18 protein-coding genes and 1 other RNA gene are annotated in these 24,357 nt (G+C 27.9%); 2 read left to right on the top strand and 17 right to left on the bottom strand.

Translation table 11 applies throughout. The features are described 5' to 3' along the window. Positions 1-139 precede the first annotated feature (139 nt). From EJJ37_RS00855 to EJJ37_RS00935, 17 genes are all read right to left on the bottom strand, one after another. Positions 140-1,141, bottom strand: coding sequence for an aldo/keto reductase (locus EJJ37_RS00855; RefSeq protein ID WP_133013703.1), 1,002 nt, complete (start codon positions 1,139-1,141; stop codon positions 140-142). Positions 1,142-1,146: 5 nt separating this feature from the next. Beyond that, the gene (locus EJJ37_RS00860) at positions 1,147-1,686 is read right to left on the bottom strand and encodes a flavodoxin family protein (protein WP_133013704.1); all 540 of its coding nucleotides are present in this window, start codon (positions 1,684-1,686) and stop codon (positions 1,147-1,149) included. Between the two features lie 190 nt (positions 1,687-1,876). Further along, entirely contained in the window at positions 1,877-2,767 is an 891-nt protein-coding gene (locus EJJ37_RS00865; RefSeq protein WP_133013836.1) for a LysR family transcriptional regulator, read from the bottom strand. 120 nt (positions 2,768-2,887) lie between these two features. Beyond that, positions 2,888-3,781 (bottom strand): DUF7916 family protein, encoded by an 894-nt coding sequence (locus EJJ37_RS00870; RefSeq protein WP_133013705.1) that lies wholly within the window; start codon positions 3,779-3,781, stop codon positions 2,888-2,890. Positions 3,782-3,873: 92 nt separating this feature from the next. Beyond that, on the bottom strand, positions 3,874-5,586 hold the full coding sequence (locus EJJ37_RS00875) for a sensor histidine kinase (protein WP_133013706.1): 1,713 nt from the start codon (positions 5,584-5,586) through the stop codon (positions 3,874-3,876). Positions 5,587-6,031: 445 nt separating this feature from the next. Beyond that, positions 6,032-8,644 (bottom strand): cation-translocating P-type ATPase, encoded by a 2,613-nt coding sequence (locus EJJ37_RS00880; protein WP_133013707.1) that lies wholly within the window; start codon positions 8,642-8,644, stop codon positions 6,032-6,034. 282 nt (positions 8,645-8,926) lie between these two features. Then, positions 8,927-10,363 (bottom strand): 6-phospho-beta-glucosidase, encoded by a 1,437-nt coding sequence (locus tag EJJ37_RS00885; protein ID WP_133013708.1) that lies wholly within the window; start codon positions 10,361-10,363, stop codon positions 8,927-8,929. Between the two features lie 18 nt (positions 10,364-10,381). Next, the gene (locus tag EJJ37_RS00890; RefSeq protein ID WP_133013709.1) at positions 10,382-12,244 is read right to left on the bottom strand and encodes a beta-glucoside-specific PTS transporter subunit IIABC; all 1,863 of its coding nucleotides are present in this window, start codon (positions 12,242-12,244) and stop codon (positions 10,382-10,384) included. Positions 12,245-12,441: 197 nt separating this feature from the next. After that, positions 12,442-13,284: a PRD domain-containing protein gene (locus EJJ37_RS00895; protein ID WP_133013710.1), complete on the bottom strand. Its 843-nt coding sequence runs from the start codon at positions 13,282-13,284 to the stop codon at positions 12,442-12,444. Positions 13,285-13,774: 490 nt separating this feature from the next. Beyond that, positions 13,775-14,971, bottom strand: a complete 1,197-nt coding sequence (locus EJJ37_RS00900; protein WP_133013711.1) for an MFS transporter — start codon at positions 14,969-14,971, stop codon at positions 13,775-13,777. A 381-nt stretch (positions 14,972-15,352) separates the two neighbouring features. Then, complete coding sequence (locus EJJ37_RS00905; RefSeq protein WP_133013712.1) at positions 15,353-15,823, bottom strand: CarD family transcriptional regulator; 471 nt, start codon at positions 15,821-15,823, stop codon at positions 15,353-15,355. Positions 15,824-16,485: 662 nt separating this feature from the next. Further along, positions 16,486-16,965 (bottom strand): flavodoxin family protein, encoded by a 480-nt coding sequence (locus EJJ37_RS00910; RefSeq protein WP_133013713.1) that lies wholly within the window; start codon positions 16,963-16,965, stop codon positions 16,486-16,488. A 29-nt stretch (positions 16,966-16,994) separates the two neighbouring features. Next, positions 16,995-17,987, bottom strand: coding sequence for an AraC family transcriptional regulator (locus tag EJJ37_RS00915; RefSeq protein WP_133013714.1), 993 nt, complete (start codon positions 17,985-17,987; stop codon positions 16,995-16,997). Between the two features lie 23 nt (positions 17,988-18,010). Further along, on the bottom strand, positions 18,011-18,796 hold the full coding sequence (locus EJJ37_RS00920) for an SDR family NAD(P)-dependent oxidoreductase (protein ID WP_243124817.1): 786 nt from the start codon (positions 18,794-18,796) through the stop codon (positions 18,011-18,013). 255 nt (positions 18,797-19,051) lie between these two features. Continuing rightward, positions 19,052-19,407, bottom strand: a transfer-messenger RNA (tmRNA) gene (gene ssrA, locus EJJ37_RS00925). A gap of 462 nt (positions 19,408-19,869) precedes the next feature. Beyond that, positions 19,870-21,279, bottom strand: coding sequence for a sensor histidine kinase (locus EJJ37_RS00930; RefSeq protein WP_243124818.1), 1,410 nt, complete (start codon positions 21,277-21,279; stop codon positions 19,870-19,872). Then, positions 21,269-21,946, bottom strand: coding sequence for a response regulator transcription factor (locus EJJ37_RS00935; RefSeq protein ID WP_133013715.1), 678 nt, complete (start codon positions 21,944-21,946; stop codon positions 21,269-21,271). The genes EJJ37_RS00930 and EJJ37_RS00935 overlap by 11 nt, the downstream gene beginning before the upstream one ends. A gap of 229 nt (positions 21,947-22,175) precedes the next feature. Between EJJ37_RS00935 and EJJ37_RS00940 the strand changes: the two genes are divergently transcribed. Both EJJ37_RS00940 and EJJ37_RS00945 read left to right on the top strand, forming a co-directional pair. Then, positions 22,176-23,666 (top strand): PTS transporter subunit EIIC, encoded by a 1,491-nt coding sequence (locus EJJ37_RS00940; protein WP_133013716.1) that lies wholly within the window; start codon positions 22,176-22,178, stop codon positions 23,664-23,666. A 19-nt stretch (positions 23,667-23,685) separates the two neighbouring features. Next, positions 23,686-24,330: an N-acetylmannosamine-6-phosphate 2-epimerase gene (locus EJJ37_RS00945; protein WP_133013717.1), complete on the top strand. Its 645-nt coding sequence runs from the start codon at positions 23,686-23,688 to the stop codon at positions 24,328-24,330. Positions 24,331-24,357 lie beyond the last annotated feature (27 nt).

The raw sequence follows: 24,357 nt of genomic DNA on the forward strand, positions 1-24,357 counted from the left end.
ATTTTGTTGTAAGATTTTTTTTGTTAGCATGAAAAATATTTTACCATAAATCCTAGGCTTATAGAGTCTAGGATTTATTTTTTTAGCAAAAGGGGCTGTCGCACTAATTATTTAGTGCGACAGCCCCATGTTTATATAATTATTCCTTAACAACTTTAGACCCACCAAATACCTCAGACATCTCTATATTGTCTAGGGCATCATCAAGTCTTTTTATCTCCTCATCAGTTAAAATTATCTCAGAAGAACCTGCATTTTCCTTTAATCTCTCTAGCTTTCTTGTTCCTGGAATCGGTACAATCCAAGGCTTCTTACATATCATCCATGCAAGAGATATCTGTGCTTGTGTTGCATTCTTTTCTTCTGCAAATCTTTGAAGAAGTTGTAATAGCTTCTGATTTAAATCATATGCTTCTGGTTTAAATTGAGGCATTATACTACGGTAGTCCATTTCTGATTCAAAAATAGTATTCTTATTATATTTACCAGTCAGAAAACCATTAGCCATAGGCGAAAATGGTACAAATCCAATTCCTAGTTCTTCTAGTACAGGAAATAATGATTCATGTTGTCTTGCCATCATGGAATATCTATTTTGTACTGCTGTAACAGGACATACTGCTTGTGCACGTCGAATGGTTTCTTCTGTAGCTTCAGATAATCCCCAATGGGTAATTTTCCCTTCTTTTATTAAATCAGACATAACACCTGCTACTTCTTCAATTGGAACATTATGATCTGTACGATGCTGATAGTATAAGTCAATATAATCAGTTCCAAGCCTCATTAAAGAATTTTCAACAGATTTACGTATTGTCTCTGGTCTTGAATCTGGTATTAATGGTTTATTAACACTAGTACTTGTCATATCAAAGTGAATACCAAACTTTGTAGCAATTACAACATTATTCCTATATTCTTTTAATGCTTTTCCAATAAGCTCCTCATTATCATGTGGATTAGTAGGTGTTCCATATACTTCTGCTGTATCGAAAAAAGTATAACCAAGATCAATAGCTTGTGCTAAAAGCCTACTCATTTCATTTTTATCAGCTGGTGCTCCATAGGCATGACTCATTCCCATACACCCTAATCCAACAGCTGATACTTTTAAATCTTTTCCTAAAGTACGATATTTCATAATTATTATACGCCTCTTCCCATAAGATAAGCTTCATTCATAGCTGGATGATTTTTAATACTACCAGCTTCATGAGCTCCTGTTCCATAAATAACACCCATTTCCTTTGAACCACTTATGCAACTAGCAAATCCACGAAAACATTCAAGTGTACATGCCATAGCATTTTTGCTGTCATCTGCTGCAGTCATAATGTAATAAAACTCTTTATTTTTAATTTTTGTCCACTGCGCTAATGTTCTATCAATAACTGTCTTCATCTGTGCATCAATAGAATAAAAATATACTGGACTTGACATTACAATCACATCTGCCATATGCATTTTGTCCAGTATATCTTTCATATCATCTTTAATAGCACAAATTCCATCACTCTTTCCACAATAATAGCATCCAGTACAATAAGCTATTTTTTTATCTCTAATAAATATTTTTTCAACCTTATTTCCACTTTCAACGGCTCCACGTATAAATTCATCGCATAATAAATCTGAATTTCCACCTTTCCTTGGACTTCCTGATAAAACTAGTATATTTTTACTCATAACTCTCCTCCTAATAACATTCTTTAAAAACTTCAAACACATCTTCATATATTAGTTTTCTATAGCCTATAGTTACGATTTAATTATTTTTTACTATTTATATCTAAATTATAAAAAAAAAGAGGCTTCTTTCGAAGTCTCAATTAGTTCATCGTTATAACCTTATAGTTATAACAAATATATAGTTTTATTAAAAAGAAATCTTTTTAACGACATCTAGAAATTTTTTTATAAGTAATGACGGATTTTGCGAATGAAGAAGTCCATAAGGTACAGTATAATCCCATTCTACTGGTAATATTTTTAATAATGGATGTGCATTTTTCCATGGATCTACTGCTATTAAAATATTATTACTATTTTCACATCTATTGAATACATCCAAACTATAAAAATCAAAATCTATAATATTTATCTGTGGATGATTCCTCCATAAATCTTCTCTTAAATTATCTAAACTACTAAAACTTCCTCTTTTCAGTATCATTAAATTCTCCCCATATAAATCTTTAACAGCTATTGATTTCTTACTTGCTAATGGATGATAGATAGATACTGCACAACGTATTGGCTCTATTTTTAACTCAAGACCTGCACACTCTCGATACTCTAATAGTTTATCATCGAATATCCCAGCAATAATATCAAAATTATGTCCAAGATTTTTTAAAATTTCCCTTGCATTTTCTGGAGTATTTTCAAAAGGTACCAATTCAAACTTAATATCTTTAACTAATTCATGTATATTAGGGCAACTTTCCATAAGAAATTGTCCTGGTGTCATTAATGAAGTCCCTATACGAATAATATTTTCAGACTTATTCATAGCGTTTCTAGCTCGCATTACTGAATCTCTTGAATACTGAATTATATATTTTACATCATTATAAAAAGATTTTCCTGATTCGGTAAGAATAACGCCCTGATTTGTTCTTATAAATAACTTCAAATTAAGTGAATTTTCTAATAAATTTATTTGTTTAATAACAGCTGTAGGAGTAATAAACATATTCTCTGCTGCTTTATTAAAACTTCCTGCATCTGCTACAGAAATAAATGTTTCAAGCTGTTTATTATATATATTAATCACCTTCCCCCGCATCTATACACTTATAACTATAATAATTTTATCACAAGAAATTATATTGCGAAATCCAGCTATAATAAAGGAACTCTAGATTTAATCCATTCTTATTTTACTTTATCTATTTACTGATTGAGCCATCTTAAAATATGTATGCCTCTTTCCTCTTACAGCTATTGATAGAGCCATAATATTTTCAGGATCCGCCATTCTTCCATATCCTCCATCTCCAATATGATGAATATCAGCCCCAACCCTTTTGTTACTGATACCTATTAATCTAATTGTTTCTTCATCCGCACTTTCTTGACTTGTTCCAATTGCACACATTACTAATGCTTTTTTCTCCTTTATTTTTCTAACTATATCTGATAATAAATTTTCATTTATTCCCGGAACTGTTCCTACTGCTGGAAGTAAAACTCCATCTGCTCCATTATCTATAAATGAAAGTATCATTTTTTCATCTAATATATTTTCCAACATTCCTGCTCCATGCATTTTTCCTGCAAAAACTAATCCAGAATAATGTTTTTTTGCAATATCAATACACTTATTTATTGCTTCGTTTGATACTCCTGTAGAGGGATTACCTGTTAAACATATAAAATCAACACCTAACTTTTCAGCTTCACAAAAAGTCTTTACTGTTGCAAGTCTTCCTAAAGATAAATTTACTTTTTCATCTATTAAAGCTGCACTTTCATCTACTGGTTCTAAATTTATTCCTATAGGTCTTCCTACAAGGTGTTTAATTTTTTTTATTGGATTTTCTTCATATTCCATTCCATTAATTTTCTTTTCAAATACATCAAATTCATTTAACAATATCATATCTGCTCCAAAGGAAGACATAACCTCTGCATTTGTTACACCTTCTAAAAGTGGTGCAGCAGTTACCACAGTTTCTCCTAAAATTGTTCTTCCTTCACTTGCTAAAATTGCATTTTTTAATTCATCCCTTTTCATGTTTATAAAATCACTAGCGTAACAACTTATTAACCTTTTCATTTTAATCTCATCCCCTTAATTTATTTACAATTATATTTTAAGTATAACGTATTCAATCACTTGTACGTCAAGATTATTAACTGATATTTTTACTATAAATATATATCAGAAAATTCTATGTTACATTTTTCTATCAGCAAATCATCATCTTCTCTCTCATACACACCTTCTTTCTCTACACATGTTATAGGTAAATATAATGTAAACTGAGTACATTCATCTAAATCATCTATGTATATACCACCATTATGAATCTCTGCAAATTTTCTTACTAAAAATAATCCTACTCCAGAACCTTCACTTCTTCTTATTAATAAATCATCTATTTGAGTACACTTTCCAAATATAATTTCCCTATCTTCTTTTTTGATAACTTGTCCATAATTCCTAATTGAGATAAATACCTTCTCTGATTTTAAGTCCGTTCTTATATTTACATTTATGTCTGTATTTGTTTCCGAAAATTTAATTGCATTAGATATTAAATTTAAAATAATCTTTTCTATCTTATCTAAGTCACAGGCTAAAATTACCTCTTCTTCATCTGTATCAAAAATTATATTTCGTTTTGTTTCCTTTAAACACCTTAATGCATACATAGTTATATCTTCTACTACACTTATAATATTATAATTCTTTAATTTTAAATCATAAAAATTATTACTTAATCTTGCTGCATCTATACTATTATTAACTAAACGTAGTAATCTATAAGAATTTTGTTTTAAAATAGGTAAATAGCTTTTATAATTTAATTTATTATTAATCTCATTATTATTGGAAAGTAATAGTTGAATAACAGAAAGTATTATATTAATTGGTGTTCTAAATTCATGAGATATTCTATCAAAAAAATCTGATTTTATACATTCTAACTCAATTATATCTTCTAACTTTTTCTTTTCTTCCTTTATTGATAATATATCATATTTATTTTTAATTTGTTTTAATATAATGGCTATTTTAGTTAATATCTGCTCTAAAAATGCTTCATCCATGCATACCTCTTTGTTATTTTTATCATAAAATATGAAAACTAGTCCTATTAATTTATTAGATAGCTTTATATGCTTAATTTTTAACTCATCCTCTATATTATATCTTTGATATTTAACTATCCTATCATATATATCATCGTATCTATCTTTCTGAAATTCATTAGAAAGTAATTTATTCTCTATTTTTTCATTTATATAGATTTCTAAGTTTTCGTCAAAAATTCTATTCTTCTCATTAGAACTAAAGTATGATGTAAATTTTTTTTCATCTTCGTTATAAACAAATGCTTCTACTTCTTTGCAGTATATAGTTTTTTTTAAATTTTCAATTATAGAATTTAAAAATCCGTTACTATCATATTCTATTGTATCCTTATCTAAATATCCTAAAAGATTATTTTCTAATTTCAATTGTATATTTTTATCCAAACTTATATCTTCTGCTATACCTCCTAAAATATAGTTTTTATTATTATCTCTTTCTAATTTAAATTTACTAACTTTGTAACAAACTTCTTGTCCATCTATATTTGTATATTCTTCATTATATATATGATGATTTTTGTCTATTAAAATTTTATCTGTTTTAACACAATTTTCAGCCATATCATAATCTCTAATTTCAAAGTCAGTTTTCCCAATTATACTCTCTTTAGGTAAGCCTATATTTTCAGCACCTAATTTATTTATGTAAATGTGTTTTCCGTCTGAATCTTTTAACCATATTTGATAAGGCAGCTTATCTAATATTTCCTCCAAATCTTCTATAGTATACTTTCTCTGCTTATCATACGTATTCTTTACCATCTATTCCACCCCTTAATTAAATGAACTTTATCCAAATATATAATTAAGTTAATAAAACTAATATTTTTTATCTTTTGTTTAATAACATATTCTTGATTTATTTTTAGTTATATAAATAATAGTAGTTGAATATTAAATAAAATGAAAGAAAAAAATTTCTAAATTTACAAAAATCAATATCGGTAAGGCATTTACTATTATATACGAGAACATACTTCATAAGATAAAAGCGTGCATCTTCATTTCCCTAATGATATTTAATACTTAATTATTATTTTTTGAAATTAAAGTAAAATTATCGGCATGTGCTGGAGCTGGATTTGATACTATTATTGCGAATTCTAAAAGTTCTCCTACACATGCCTTTCTCTTATTTTAATATTATTCTAAACTACATATTCAAACTTATTTTTATTATATTGAAGTTAACTAGTAAAATAAAATTTTATAATTTTCCAAATTTACCTAAGCCTTTTTGAACTTCAATAAAAACTAAAGGAAAAATTGATAAAATTATAACTAAAATCCAATGTCCAAATCCTAATGATGTTAAATTAAAAATAGCCGCAACTTGTGGTATTGCTGTAATTAATATTAGTATTATTGCTCCCATAATTGTTGTACCTAATAATAATTTATTACCTGTAAATCCAACTTTAAAAATTGAAAGATGACTTCTACAATTATACATGTGAACAATTGTTGTAAGTCCCATAACAACAAATGTCATAGACTGTGCAACTATTGGACTTGCTTCTACATTACCTATATTAATATGTGACCCTATATAAACAGGTAATAAAGTTGTAATTGTAAAAACAAGTGATATATTAATAATTTTTCCTATCATTCCATCAGCAAAGATACTTGTCCCTTTTTTCAATGGTAATTGCTTCATAACATCAGGCTCAGCCTTCTCAACGCATAAACTAAATCCTGGTATACCATCTGCAACTACCTTAATAATTAATAATTGAATTGCTGTAACAGGTGCTCCCCATCCAAAAATCAATGATAATATAACTATTAAAATTGCTGATACATTACAACCAAGCATAGCATAAATTGATTTTCTTATATTAGCATAAACTCTACGTCCCTCTTCAATAGCAGTTACAATTGTAGAGAAATTATCATCCAATAATATTATATCTGAAGATTCCTTAGCAACATCAGTACCAGATCCCATTGCTATTCCAACATCAGCGGCCTTTAATGCTGGTGCATCATTAACACCATCTCCAGTCATTGCAACAATTTCTCCTTTACTTTGTAATGCTTTTACTAATCTTATTTTGTCTTCTGGAGAAGTTCTAGCAAATACTCTATAATCATCAATAATATCACTTAACTCTTCATCCGACATATTGTTTAATGTCGTACCATCCATAACCTTTTTATCGCCATATAAAATACCAATTTGTTCAGCTATAGCTTTTGCAGTACTTAAATGATCTCCTGTAATCATTATAGTCTTTACACCAGCTTCTTTTGCTATTTGAACAGCATGTTTACTTTCTTCTCTCGGAGGATCAATAATTCCTACTAATCCATAAAAGCTTAATCCTTCTTCTAAGTATTCAGATGATATTTCTTCAGGTAACTCACTAAAATACTTAAATGCAACTCCAATTACACGAAGTGCTTTTTCTGCAAACTCATCATGTACTTTTTTCATTTTAATATTCATATCATCAGATTGTTCCAATGGTAATCTATCTATCGCTCCCTTTGTTATTGATAAATACCCATTATTTGTTTTATATAAAACAGTCATACGTTTTCTTGTAGAATCAAATGGAATTTCATGAATTCTTTCATATCCACTTAGTTCACTTATTAAATTATCTATCTTATTATAAGCTAAATTTGCAATTGATAATTCTGTTGGATTACCGATATTACTATCTTTCTCTAAATTAGAGCTACTTGATAAGAATAAAAGTTTTAACAAATAATTCTCATCCTCTGTAAATTTCTCATTAGCATCTTTAGCCTCTGTTTTCACTGTCCATACTTTTTCTATACGCATTTTATTTTGCGTTAAAGTTCCTGTTTTATCTGAACAAATTACAGATATATTTCCAATTGTCTCTACTGAAGTTGGAGTTCTTACAATAGTATTTTTCTTCGCCATATTACTAATACCATAAGCCAAAGAAATAGTTACTACAACAGGCATTACCTCTGGTATTGCTGCAACAGCAACAGATATTGCAACCATTAGCATACTTGTAATACTATCACCATATGCCCAACCAATAAATACGGAAATTAAAGCTGAAATAATTGCAACAACACTTAAAGTTTTACCCAGCTTTTGCATTCTTATTTGTAATGGTGATAATCCTGCTTCTTCATTAGTAAGCATCTTAGAAATTCTACCAATTTCTGTTTCAACTCCTGTAGTTATTATCATTGCTGTACATTTACCAGCTACTACTAGTGATCCAGAAAATATCATATGTTTACGATCTCCAACACTACTTATATCCTCTGGAATAAAATTAGCATCTTTTGATACAGGTTCACTTTCACCAGTTAATAAAGATTCATCTACCATTAGACTAGATTCACTTAAAATCCTAGCATCTGCTGGTATTCTATCTCCTGTACTTAAAAGAATTATATCTCCTGGAACAAGTAACTCAGAATTAATATATTTTACCTTACCACTACGAATTACTTTACTATTTAAAACATTATATTCCTTTAAAGCCTCCATAGATTTTTCAGCTTTTACTTGCTCACGAATAGACAATACTAAATTTAAAATAATTATCCCTATAATAACTATAGGCTCTGTCAAATTATCTGAGTGTGTTGTCAACGCTACATAAGTTGATAAAATAACAGCAACAAAAAGAATAATGATTGTAATATCTTTAAAAGAAGAAATCAGATGTTGCAAAATTGTCTTTTTCTTAGTAGTTTGTATGGTATTTTTACCATATTTCACTAACCTTTCCTCAACCTGCTCATTGCTTAATCCATATTCTTCTGCGCCATTTAATTCAGATAGTAAACTATCCAAATTTAAGTTTTCATATTGTTTCATAATACCTCTCCTTTCAAACAAAAAGAGCCAATAGATTAACCATAAAGCCTAAGGTTAATCTACTGGCTCTAATAACTATTCATTCCGGCGAACAAATAATTACGCTTATTCATTTATAAGCTTATCCTATCAAATCTGTTTAAATCTGTCAACTAAAAAGAAGAAAGCATAATCAATATTAAAAGATTTAAAGATGTAACACCTAGAAATGATAAATATTCTGAAAAACTTCTTAAAGCTGCAATTTACTTGTTTATACTTAAATTAAATAAAAATATATTTTTATTTAATATTTTCACCATTATTTTTAATAATATCCTTATACCAATCAAAGGATTTTTTCTTATATCTCTTTAATGATCCACTTCCATCATTATTTCTATCAACGTATATAAATCCATAACGTTTTTTCATTTCACCTGTTGTAAATGAAATTGGATCTATACATCCCCAAGTTGTATAGCCTATAACTTCAACTCCATCTATTTCTATAGCTTTTTTCATTTCTCTTATATGGTTAGTTAAATACTCTATTCTATTATCATCATCTATAGTCAAATCATTTTTTAAAACATCTATAGCTCCAAACCCATTTTCAACTATAAATATTGGAATTTCATATCTATCATATAATTGATTTAAATAGAATCTAAGACCAACTGGATCAATAGTCCATCCCCAATCTGAAGTCTTCAAATATGGATTTTCAACTACATCTGCTTTACCAGCTGAATCATTACCTGTTCTCTTTATATCTTCATTAGCAGTTACTACTGTAGTTAAATAATAACTACATCCTATAAAATCAACTGTTCCCCCTTTTAATATCTCTTCATCTTCCTTAGTTATATCTAATTTAAAGTTATTTCTTTCCCATAACTTTAATGTATGCTTTGGATATCTACCTCTAACATGTACATCTGTAAACATAAGTTGTTCTCTATTAGCAATTTCAGCTTTCATTATATCTTCTGGATTACATGAATAAGGATAACTTGGCATAGCTGCAACCATACATCCAATTTTAAAATCTGGATTAATATTATGCCCAATCTTAACTACCTTAGCACTTGCTACAAACTCATAATGAGCCGCTTGGAACATAACTTCCTCCTTATTTTCATATTCTTTATATATAATCCCTGAATTAGTAAATGCATATATTGGATTAGTAGTTATAGTTTGATTATTAATTTCATTAAAGGTCATCCAATACTTAACTTTATTTTTATATCTAGTCATTACGACTTCGCAAAATCTTACAAAGAAATCAATTAATTTACGATTACGCCATCCACCATAATTTTTAACTAAGTTATATGGCATTTCAAAATGACTTAAAGTTATTACAGGCTCAATATCATATTTTAATAATTCATCAAATAAGTTATCATAGAATTTAAGACCTTCTTCATTTGGTTCTACATCATCACCATTTGGAAAAATCCTAGTCCATGCAATACTTGTTCTAAAACATTTAAAGCCCATTTCTGCAAATAATTTTATATCATCTTTATAATATTCATAAAAGTTTATTCCTTCATGATTAGGATAATAATTTCCCTCAATTATTCCATCTGTTATTTTTCTTGGAATTGTATGGGTTCCCGCTGTCATAACATCTGCAATACTTATTCCCTTTCCTCCTTTATTATATCCACCTTCTACTTGATGAGCTGCGACAGCTCCTCCCCATAAAAAATTCTTTGATAATGCCATTTTAAATACCTCCATATTTTAATGAACTACTTTTATAATAGTATTTCTTTTATCTATTGATTTATTTTCTATAACAATAATATCCTTTAAGTCTGTTGTATTTGTTATTAAAACAGGTGTTACTATACTATATCCTTCATTTTTTATTGCTTCTATATCAAATGATACAAGTTTTTGCCCTTTAACAACTTTATCTCCCGAATTAATATGAACATTATAGTATTTTCCATCTAATGCCACTGTATTTAATCCAATATGTATTAATATTTCAGCTCCATTATCTGATACTATACCTATTGCATGCTTTGTAGGAAAAATTGTTGTTACTGTTCCATTTACAGGAGCTAAAACTTCTCCAACTTCCGGAATAATAGCTACTCCTACCCCTACTGCTCCTGATGCAAAAACTTCATCTTCTACTTCTGACAAATCAATTTGTTCTCCTTTAATAGGTGAAACTACTTCTTCTATAGCATCTAATTCTCCATTTATCTTTTCTTCATTTTCTTTAACTAAGCTTTTGCTTTCTTCTTCCATTTGTTTAATTTCTTCATCTTTAAGCCCAAAGAAATAAGCTAATATAGTACCTATTATTAATGCTGTTCCTATACCTAGAACGTATCCTAAAAATGGAGTATAGACTGGTGCTGAAAAAATATTGTGGAAAACATAAGCATTACATGTTACTCCAAAAGCTCCACATATAGCTCCTCCAATACCACCAGCTATGGCTAATATAGGAATTGTTCTTTTATATCTTAAAATAACACCATAAATAATTGGTTCAGTAACACCTGCTAATATTCCAGTAATAGCTGTTGAGCCAGTTAAAGATCTCAACTCCGTATGTTTTTTAGACTTTAAAAATAATCCTAAAGCTATACCAATTTGAGCAAATACAGCCGCAACTGCTGCACCCTCTATAGGATCTCCTCCAGTAGTAGAAAGATTTTGTAATGTAATAGGTGTAAATCCCCAATGTAGACCAAACACTGCTAAGAAAGGCATTCCTGCACCTAAAACTATTCCCGCTAATAGATTGCTTCTTTCAATTAACCACATTACAGAATTAGAAATAATATTACCAACATTAGTTCCAAATGGTCCAAACAAAATAACTGTTAATGGAACCATAATTAATAATGAAAACATTGGAACTAAAAATAATTGTAAATCTTTTAAAATTATTTTCTTTAATAATTTATCAACCCAATAGTAAATAAATATTGTTACAAAAATAGGAAATACACTTGATGCATAATCAATCGGAGTTACATTTATTCCTAAAAAATCTACAATCCCTTCCGAACCAATTAGTGCTGTATAACTTGGATCTAAAAGTGCGGCCCCAATAGCTCCTCCAACAAACATATTAGCACCTAATTTCTTAGCTAAAGTTATACCTAAAAATACAGGCAATAAATAAAATACACCATTTCCAGCAGCTGATAATATAGCATAAGTAGTTGTTGCATCAGACATTAAGCCAAATGATGTTAATACAGTTAATAAAGCCTTTACCATTCCTGCTCCTGCTAAAGCTGGTATTAATGGTGAAAAAGCCCCTGATATAGTTTCAAAAATCATAGATATTATTGATACTTTTTCTCCTTTTTCATCAACAGAATTTTCCTTTAATCCTACTTTCTTTGAAATAGTATCAAAATAATCAGTAACCTTATTACCAATTACAACTTGATATTGTCCTCCACTATTTACAACAGATAATACATCTTTCATTTTCTCGATTTCTTCCTTATTAGCTATTGATGTATTTTTTAGTTTAAAACGTAATCTAGTAGCACAATGTACTAAACTTACAATATTATCTTTTCCCCCAACTAATTTTATAATTTCTTCAGCTTCTTTTTCAAACTTCATATAAAGCTCTCCCTTCAAACTTAAAAATTTATATAAAAAGACCTAAGCTTATTAGAAAAACATATTATCCATTAAATGAATATATAAAGATGTATAAATTATTATTATATATTTAAGTTACATCAATACTTATATGTTAAACTATTAAACTTAGGTCACGCCTGCTAATCAGTAACGATCCTACAAATATTTATTTTTTATTTTTTATTGCCTACTATTGATAATCTATTTAAATGTAAAGTTAAATATAGTAATTCATTTTCATTAACATTCCAATTATATGTTTTTTCTAAAAAATTCTTTATATTTTCTGCACATTTAAAATCATTTTTATATTTAATCTTTATTATTTTTAATAAAGAAGTATCTACATCTACACATTGATTTTTTAATTGCCTATCTATAAAACAGCGTAAATGAGCTATAAATCTAGTATTATCAAAAGAATTTTCATTCATATCTAGTCCATAATTATATTTTATTATATCTAATATATTGTCTATTATTTTGGTTACTAATAAAGTTTCTTCCATATTAGTAGTTTCTAAATGAGCATTAGCAAAATGTAATGCTATAAAAGAAACTTCTGAATCTGGAATATCCTTATTAGTTTTTACTCTTAAATATTCGACTGCCTTTTTTGAAAACTCATATTCTTTAGGATATATTTGTTTTATTTCATATTGCAAAGGATTTCTAAAAAATAATCCATCATCAATTCTCTTTAGCATATAACTAATATGATCTGACAAAGTTATTAGAATATTATCATTCAAATCATAACCTATATTCTCTTTTCCCATTTCAATTATTTCACTAGTAAGCTCTATATATTTTAATGGTATCCTATCTAATAATATATAAAGTTCATTCAATGATTGTTTATTATTAAAAATAAATCTTTTTTCTATTTTACTAGTATCTATTAAATCCTTAGGATACTTATTAAATCCTATTCCCTTCCCCATAACAATTTGTTCTTCTTGAAGATCATTTACAACTAATACAACATTATTATTAAATACCTTTTTAACACGCATAATACCTCCATAATAATAATATTAATATTATTATTATTAATCTTAAGTAATTTTAAAATTATTTTAATCAATAAAAAAAGGTGACCTAAATTAGAATATGCCTATACTTATACATATCCATTAATTTAGGTCACGCCTGACTAAATATTTATCAGTAACGATCCATATATTATTATGCTTAAATTATATTTAAAAACTTATTCTTTGTCAATGTAAATATTTACTTTAAATTAACAAAGAATAAATTATTTTATAATTTATAAACTCTCCTTAGCTCCAAAAATAATTTTATTCTTGAAATTTTTATTTTTTATTATAGTCCTAATTTTTTATCACAATCCTTGGTATTCTTAATAATCTTTATAAGTTAAGCTAATCTACTAGATCTAATAATTATTCATTCCGTCGAACAAATAATTACGCTTATCCTATCAAACCTGTTTAAATCTATCAACTTTAAAAATATAAATAAAATTTATGAATATAATATTTAATTACTTGCAATAACTTTATCATATCTTATTTTTGTAAAAATAGCACAAGATATTCCTACTAAAAATATTATCATAATAAAATAAAATACATGTAAAATATCATAATATTTTAGAATTATTCCTGTTAAGGCTGGAACAACTGCTGATGCTATCCCCCCAGCTGTAGAAACCATTCCCATTGTTGCACCTTTGTTTTTCCAAAAAAGTTCACCCATTGTAGTTTGTGCCATTTGTAATACTCCAGCTGATGATAGCCCTATTAAAGTAAAACCTATTGTTGTAACTATTTCCGTTCTTATTAGTAATACTAATATAAGTGAAATTATTCCTATTATTGGATATATAACTAGTACTAATACTGGCTTTACTGTCTTTTGTAAAAGTTTTGCTAATATAAAAACTGAAACAAGAGATCCAATACTATAATATGTTATTAATTTTAAAGAATCCACTTGACTCATACCTAAAATATTTTGACCATATGTAGGCATCCATATTTGAAATGCTGTATATATAGCATTAGATGTAAATCCTATTATTATAATAGTTAATCCTTCTTTTTTTAATACTGGTTCTGAAATGAAGTTTTTTTCATTTAATATTTTTCCATCTTCAGATACTTCTGTTTGGTTTGGTTTAGGAAATTTTCTAGTAAACAAAAATAAACTATTTATAAGATACATTATTGCAATTAAGAAAAATGTATTTCCATAAAACATATTCCTATTCACAAAAAATGCTATTATTATTGGTAACATTATACCACCAATTGCTATAAAAGCTTTTACTATAACAGTTGCTGTTCCTGGAGTTTCTGGAAAACATTCCATTAAGGAAGGGTAACTTGAAGAATCTACAAAAGCATGTGATAGCCCTGCAAATACTGATAGTAATACAGCCATTTTATAGTCATGTACAAAAGGTATACCAAATAAAAAAACTATTTCAAATATGGGAGATAAACATAAAATCTGTTTTCTTCCAAATTTATCTGATAATCTTCCACTAATATATACTGCTGCTGAACGTACTATCCCTTCTATTGAAATTAAAAAAGTAATTCCTGCTACATCTGTATTTAATTGCTTTGTTACAAATTCCATGTTTGATGAAAGTAAAATAAGAGCCATACCTAACATAAAATAACTTATGTATATTCCTATTCCAGTTGTAAAGTATTTATTTCTAAACATAGTCCCACTCCTCTTAAATGTCTATTTTAAAATTTTCTATAAAATTGTATATGTTAATTTGATTTACAACTCCAGAATTATTTTTTAATTAAACTTTGTTTTTTTTTTAACATTCTTACATATAAGATTATACCAAATTTTACATCATTCAACTAATAGAAATATAATATTTAATTCATAAATTAAATTTATAACTTAAATATTATTATAGCATTATATTTACTATGAAATATTATCTATTTAAAATCACATATTATATTTAAATAGATAATATTTTCAGAAAAGGGGATCTTATGACAGAAACATAAAAAGCTTATATTGCTGGAATTATTGATGGTGAAGGAAGTATTATGCTACAAAAAATACATAAAAAATATTTCATTAAGCTCTTTTACTTGATATATATGAATTCACTTCCTTAGGCGAAATATTTAAAATAATTGCAAACTCTTCATTTACTAATCTTTCTGCTTCTTTTATAATCTCTTTGTCTGCTTTATTTAATTTTTTAGAATGCCTTTTATTAGATATTAATTTAATTAAGTCCTCGCATTTACCACTTTTAAGCATGGTTTTAAATTCATTGCTTCTTTTTTTTTCATCATCTATCCATAATGCCTCCATATTAGACATATCATTTATTAATGAAGTCACATCTTCTTTAGAAATTATCTTTCTCATCGGAATTTTAGTATTATCTAAAGGAATTTTTATTATTGTATTATTATTATGAATAGGACTTAATACATAATATTTTCTTTCCTCACCATTTATAAATTTCTCATTAGTTATATCTATAACTTTACATACTCCTGTCCTACCGTACATTATATAATCATCAACCTTAAACATTAAAAAATCATCCTCCTTAATAATATTAAAAAGTGTAGATTTTCCTACACTTTTTAATGTTATATATAATTTATATTAGTGTTTAGGTATAGATTTTTAAATTTATACCTAAGTGTGTTATGTAATAATTATGTAATTATTTTTTCTCTTAGAAATTAATCATTTTTATTTTTTATATAATAAAAAAGGTGGCTTTCGCCACTCCCATTCAATGGTAGTAATTTCTTAATCTTTTATTTGTCTTAATAATTATTGCTTGACTAGTCTTGCTATAAATATTATCACTAATGTGAATATAAGTAAAAAGCTATATCTTCAATTATTTAAATTTAACTTATTTTTTAAGGATTTATCTTGATTTTTTACTATTTTACTCAACAAGTTATATTTTCCATTTTTAGTATCTAATTTCCATTTAAAGTTATTAAAAGGATTTTTATTACAATTTTTAAGTATGTATACCTATTAAAGAAAAGTTATACAGAAATCTAACATATAGATTTATGGGAAGATTTTTAATATGATTAAGCTAAATATATACTGGAAATATTATTATATAAATCATATTTCACTCTCCTATTCCTTCTCTATATGTATTTATAAATATCATATATCTTATAAATTTCATATAAACAACATAATAAAAGTTATTATTTTCCTTGTTACTTCGATATATTATTAGCCCATTCTATAATTTTTTTTAAATTTTCTTCTTTTCTATATTTTAACGGTTCTAAAAAATCATTTTCTCCAATAATTATATTTCCCTTTAAACATTCTTTTATTTTCTCTATTGTTTTTCCTTTCTGTCCTCCATGGCAACAAAAGATAGCAACTTTTTTCCCTGATAATTTATATTCATTAAAAAAAGTATTTATCGGTGGCGAAAATGTATAAGACCAAACTGGAGTACCTATTACAATCATATCATAATCAGACGGATTTATATTATTTCTTAACAATTTAGGTTTTGGATGTGTAATAAGTTGACGTACCCCCCAGGAGATTTTCATTATTCCTGTTATATTTATATTTTCTTCCGGTATGAGTTCCATAATATCTGCTTCTATTATTTTTGATATTGTTTCTGCAACAAATTTTGTATTTCCATCATGTGAATAATATATTAAAAGCTTTTTCATATCTTCATCCTACTTTCTTAAAATACACATTATAATTTTCTCTGCAAAGATTTTTTATATTCAGTAATAGTCATACCAGTCCAAATTTGAAATGCTCTTAAGAATGAATTCAAATCTTTATATCCTAATAAAAAGGCAATATCATCACTTACCATGTCTGTATTTTTTATATAGTTCTTTGCTAACAATTCACGTGTATGATTTAATTGCTTTTGAAATGTTGTTTTTTCTTCTGTCAATTTCCGTTGAAGTGTACGCTTACTAATTCCAAGTTTTAATGCTACATCTTCAATACCACTACATCCTATAGGCAATAACTCTATTAATGAACTCCTTACTCTTGCTCCAAAAGAATCTTCTACTTCTAACTCAGACAATCTTCGCTTAAGCTCCGGCTCGAAATAATCCCACATTACTTCATTCTCACTAACAAATGGTTTAAGGGAGTCATTAAGTGATAAAGTCAAAGCACTTTTATTCCCTTTCTGAAGCTTACAACCAAAATATTTTTCTAACTCTTTATCATTAATTGAATTCTGTAATGTTATTTTCAAGGGAATTATATTCTCTTTAGTTGCTATCCTAATTAAATTAATCAAAAAAACAAACTCTGAAACTTCTAAAAATAAAGGTATTTTATTATATTTTTCTTCTGTTGTTAATTCTACTGTAAAGTTCTTTTCTTCTTTTCTTATAATAAAAATCATAGGCCCAATAAGCTTCTTATACTGTGCTAAACGCTCTATGCAAGTCTGAGCATTTTTGCTACAAAAAGCAGCAAAAATAGGCGGAGAAAAAGTTTCAATACCTTCTGCAGTTGCAATTTTTATTAGTTTACTTTCATCAGGAATTATTTCACCAATGCTTTCCATAAAACGAAAGTATTCATCTTGTGTTAATCTTATATTCTTTCTACTAAATAAATCCTCTGGCAACCCTGATTTTATTAATATTTCACGTAAAGGCAACCCTACTGATAAAAGAAGTGAACTATACCTACCATCAATAATAAAACGCTTCATAAAAGATACTCCATTCTATTTTATTATTTTTCCTTCTGCATTTCATAAATTTGTTTCATCATTATTTTTTTAGGTGTAAATGGAGCCAATGCTAAAAACATTCTTTGAAGTAGTGATACTCCTGAAATTACATTTAATTCTCCTTTTAACATACCCTCATACCCATCTTTTGCAACATCAACTGGACTAACAGTCTTTGCAAATAATGGAGTATTACTCATATCTGATGCTTTAGCAAAACCTGTATCCATGGCACCTGGCATTAATGTAGTAATAGTTACACCAGTACCTTTAATTTCTTGCCATACAGCATTACTAAATGAAGTAACATATGCCTTTGTAGCATAATAAACTGCTTGTAATGGACCTGGCATAATTGAAGCCGTAGAAGAAACATTTAATATTCTACCATCCCCACGCTTAACAAAGTCAGGTAAAAATAACTTAGTTAATTTTGTAAGCGTAATAACATTTACTTCTATCATTTGAATATCTTGCTCCATAGAACGTATATGAAACTCACCTCTACCACCAAATCCAGCATTATTAATTAAATAATCTATTTTTATATTTGCATTTTTAACCTCATCATAAATCTCCTGTGCTGAATTTCTTAACGATAAATCTTTTACAATCACCATTACTTTTATTCTGTATTTATTCTCAAGCTCTCTTTTTAATTCATTTAGTTTATCCTTACTTCTTGCAACAACTACTAAGTCTCCACCTCTTGATGCATGTAACTTTGCAAATTCCTTTCCAATCCCACTTGATGCTCCTGTAATTAATGCAGTTTTATTTTTCATCATAATTTCCTCCCTAAATTTAAGTTTTGCTTGATGATTTCATTATACAAACTATAAAACATTTTTTAACATCATTTTGCGCCAATAATTATTCAATCTGTGCCAAAAAAAATAAACATTATTATTTTAAGCAACTTTAATATCTTCTATGCTTTTAATTAATCTTAAGTTCACTTTGTAAAATAAAAAAAATTATCAATAAGAATTTATTGCATTAAAATAACCCACGAAAATCTATATTGATTTTCGTGGGTTTCATGGTGGAGGCGAGGGGTATCGAACCCCTGTCCGAAAGCAGACCAGCCTGACTTTCTACGAGCGTAGTTTGTGACTAAAATTTCGGTCCTTAGTTCGCTCACAAACAAACTCCTAATTCCCTAGCTTCATAAATACCCCTCTAGCTCAAAGCTTTGCTAGACTTCGTTCCCTACTTTAATGACACCAGCTACCCAAGACGTAGGCATCCTGGACTGATGAGCAAGCTATATTAAGCTGCTAATGCAAAATTTTCTTCTGCGTTTATATTTAATGCATAGCTTATTAACGAGTCGTCCATGCTTTACTCGGCCCGCTTATCAAACCCATCTTACCCCCGTCGAAGCCAAAACGCCCCCATGTTAGGTTAATAGGTCATAAACGCTTTTACCTATTCAATTTTCAATTGATGATTAACATCGTGACTTTATTATAAAACATACAGTTTCAACTGTCAACTTAACTCCGCTATTAAAACCTTGGTAAACCATTAATATTATTCTTTTAAAAGAAATTTTACTCTTTTATTAAACAATTTTTCTAAATAAACCATAAATTTTTCTGTAATTTTAGATTTAATAATTTTTTATAATGCTTACCTTAAATAAAAGCTCTTGAAATCATTTTGGAAAGATGTTATTATAAACAAGCAGTTGGTACGTTAAAGTGCTAATTACCTGTAGAGTCTAGTTTGTCCTTCGCCGGATGCTAGGCTCTACTTTATTTTTAAGACAAAATTAAAAAAATTATCCACACAAATAAAAAAACAATCCACACTTTAATTCACATTTTTTCCAAATACTTGTTTATAAGTGCATAACTTAATTTTCATTAGGCAAAATAATTATAAATTCTGAACCCTTATTAACTTCACTAAAAACTTTTATTTCTCCACCATGAGCATTTACAATAGATTTAGATATTGTAAGTCCCACACCCATTCCTTTTTCATTAGCTCCTCTTGATTTATCTACCCTATAAAAACGTTCAAATATATTTTTAAGTTCACTTTCAGGTATACCAATTCCACTATCTTTAATACTTATGTTAATATTGTTATCTTTCATAAAAGTTTTAACGTATATTTCACTATTTCCATTATTATATTTAATAGCATTAGATAATATATTTACAATTACTTGTGCAAACTTTTCTTTATCAACTAATACCTCTAAATCCTCTAAGTCATATTTAATTACTATATTTTTTTCAAGAGCTTTCCCTTCATAATTATAAGAAATAGTTTTTATATAATTTTTTAAATTCACTATTTCTTTATTCAAATTATTTTTTTCAGTATCAAATTTAGCTAACTTTCTTAACTCATCAACAAGATTTGCAATTCTTGTTACCTCTTCATTTATACTATTAAGTCTTTCATTAGTAGGTTCCCAAATTCCAGCAATAATTGTATCCAAATGTCCCTTTATACTTGTAAGTGGTGTTCTAAGTTCATGAGCTATATCGCCGGTTAGTTGTTTTCTTAAATTTTCCTGTTCATTTAACTCATTAGATAATTTATTTATAGCCTTTATGAGATCATCAATTTCACTTATATTACTCTTATAAGTTACTTCATTTTTATAATTTCCCTCACCTATAAATTTAGTCATTTTTGAAACTTTAGAAATAGGATTAGCTATAGACCTAGATATTATTATTGAAATTATTATAATACTCCCTATAGAAATAGCACCTATTATAGCTATAATCCTATTAGCAGCATAAAAAAATTCAACATCATTTTCCATATAATAAGTAGAAGCATAATGCCCTATATAAGCATATCCAACTGGATTTCCACTAATATCTCTAATATCAATCTTAAATTCCTCAAAATAGCTATTCCATTTCTTTTCTATACTCTGCATATTTTTACTTATTTCATTTAAAGTATTATCTGATAGTACCTTCTCATCTTCAAATACACTCCATACTTTATTATTGTTTTCATCATATATTTCAATTGCAATTCCTTTTCTTATAGAATCTATCCCTAGGTTTTCTATAAGTTCAATATCCCAATTACCATTTAAATATATACTTTTTAAATCAAATTCAATTAAATGATTTATTTCTGTTTTATTACTATCATCAACATACTTTTCAAAAGAATTTTTAAAATTTGTATTTACAAAAAATCTTATAGCTATAATAGTTACAATCATGATAAAAGTGAAAGATATTATAAGTTTACTATTTATTGATTTTAATTTATTTCTATAATCCAAACCTATATCCTACCCCATATACAGTTTGAATTATTCTAGGATTTCGCGAATCAACTTCTATCTTTTGACGTAAATTCTTTATATGACTATCTATAGCCCTATCACCTTTTTCATAATATCCTTCAATAGTACTTTCTAGTAATTTCTCTCTTGAATATATCTTCTTAGGATTATTTATTAGTGTAAGTAATATTTTATATTCTGTATTAGTTAAAATTACATATTTTCCTCTAACCTTAACTTCATGGGTTTCAGTATTTATTTCTAACTCTTCACCATAGCTTATTATTTTCTTATCATATGAGCCACTACTTCTCTTTAAAATAGCTTTAACTCTTAATACTAATTCATTAATATTAAAAGGCTTACAAATATAATCATCACAACCTAGCTTAAAACCATCTATCCTATCTTCATCTTCTATTCTAGCAGTTAACATAATTATAGGAACTTCAGACTTTTTTCTTATATATTCACATATTTCCTCTCCACTTATATATGGAATCATTCTATCTAATATTATTAAGTCATATTCTTTTGAATTTATCTTATCTATAGCACTATTGCCATCATAAGCAACATCTGTACAATAACCTTCATTATCTAAAAATGCTTTTATAAATTCACATATTTTCTTTTCATCATCAACTATTAATATGCTAGTCATACTAACCTCCAAAAATTTTTCTCTTTAATATTATAACTATGATTCTTGCAACATTTAAAGTAAATATATCTTATTTTAAAAAAATTTTATAATAAAACCTTAAAATTATTTTCATTTATCCTATTGAAACGAAAATAATTTCATGGTATATTGTAAACATATTCAAAGAAAAACTTTTTCATTATTATTGCAATTATGAAAATAATTTTATAAAATAAAGGAGGATATTATGTTTAAACAGCTTCAAAAAATCGGAAAATCATTTATGTTACCAATTGCAATATTACCTGCAGCTGGTTTATTATTAGGAATCGGTGGTGCCCTATCAAATCCTAATACTGTACAAGCTTATCCGTTTCTGGATATTTCTTGGTTACAAGGTATATTTAAAATAATGTCATCTGCCGGAGACGTAGTATTCAGTAATTTAGCACTTATAATGTGTATAGGTCTTTCAGTTGGACTTGCAAAAAAAGATAAAGGTACTGCCGCACTGGCTGGTGCTGTTGCATTTCTTGTAATGAACGCCTCTATTAAAGGAATGATTAGTGCTTTCAATCCTGCTGTTGAATCAATCGATACAGGGGTTGTTGGTTCTATAGTTATAGGTTCATTAGTTGCATACTTACATAATAGATATCACAACATTCAATTACCTGCAGTACTAGGATTCTTTGGTGGATCAAGATTTGTTCCAATAGTTTCTTCATTCTCTGCTATTGGTGTTGCTGCAATATTTTTCTTAATATGGCCTACTTTCCAAGGTTGGTTAGTTAGTGCTGGAAATGCTATTGCTAACTTAGGTCCTATAGGAACTTTCCTTTACGGATTCTTATTAAGATTAACTGGTGCTGTTGGGTTGCATCACATGATTTACCCATTATTCTGGTATACAGAATTAGGTGGGGTTGCTCAAGTTGCTGGACAAACTGTAATTGGCGCACAAAATATATTCTTTGCTGAGTTAGCTGATCCAAATCATGTAGGTTTATTTACAGAAGGTACTAGATTTTTTGCTGGACGTTTTGTAACAATGATGTTTGGTCTACCTGCTGCTTGCTTAGCAATGTATCACTGTGTTCCAAAAAATAAGAGAAAAACTGTTGCTGGTTTATTCTTAGGTGCTGCAATTACATCATTTATAACTGGTATTACAGAACCAATTGAATTCATGTTCTTATTCGTAGCTCCTTGGCTATATGTAGTACATGCTTTCTTTGATGGATTAGCATTCTTCTTAACAGATATATTAAATGTATCAATTGGAAATACATTCTCTGGTGGATTAATTGATTTTTCACTATTCGGTATATTACAAGGTAACGAAAAAACAAACTGGATTTATGTAATATTAATAGGTATTGTATGGGCTATATTATACTATGTAACTTTTAGAGTCTTAATTACTAAATTCAATGTTCCTACTCCAGGTAGAGAAGATAACACTGAAGAAGTTAAAGTTGTTACTAAAGATTCTATGAGTGAAGTTGCTGCCGAAATCTTAGCTGCACTAGGTGGAAAAGAAAACTTAGATGATGTTGATGCTTGTATTACAAGATTAAGAGTAGCTGTTAAAGATGTAAGCAAAGTAGATAAAGATAAGATAAAATCCCTAGGGGCTACTGCTGTCCTTGAAGTTAAAGGTGGAATCCAAGCTATATTTGGAGCAAAAGCAGATCCTTTAAAACAAAAAATTAATGAAATAATAGATAAAGAATAATTTATAAGGAGTGAAAGTAATGAATAAAGGATTAATTGTATCATGTCAAGCACTACCAAATGAACCACTACATAGCTCCTTCATAATGGGTAAAATGGCTTTGGCTGCTAAAGAAGGTGGCGCAATTGGTATACGTGCTAATACCGTAGCTGATATTCAAGCAATAAAATCAGAGGTTGATTTACCTATCATCGGAATAATAAAACAGGATTATGATAATATGATTCCATATATTACTCCTACAATGAAGGAAGTTGATGCATTAGTTGAAGAAGGTATAGATGTAGTAGCTTTAGATGCTACTATAAATCAAGATGAAACCTTCCTTAAGGAGGTTATATCTAAGTACCCTAATCAAAAGTTTATGGCTGATATTTCAACAGTTGAAGAAGGATTAAGAGCTGAAAAATTAGGCTTCCACTTTGTAGGAACAACATTAATTGGATATACTAAACAATCTGAAGGTATGAATAACTTCCAAGTTCTTTCTACACTAATTGAAAAGTGTAAGATTCCAGTTATAGCTGAAGGTAATTTTGATACTCCTGAAAAAGCTAGAAAAGCTTTAGAAATGGGTGCTTATTCAGTAGTAGTTGGTAGCGCTATTACTAGACCACAACTTATAGCAAAGAAGTTTAGCGAAGAAGTTCAAAAAGCATTATAAAATACTTATATATAAGAGATGGAGACT

Origin of the sequence: Clostridium cuniculi (assembly GCF_004353185.1) — a bacterium.
GTDB classification, from domain to species: domain Bacteria; phylum Bacillota; class Clostridia; order Clostridiales; family Clostridiaceae; genus Clostridium; species Clostridium cuniculi.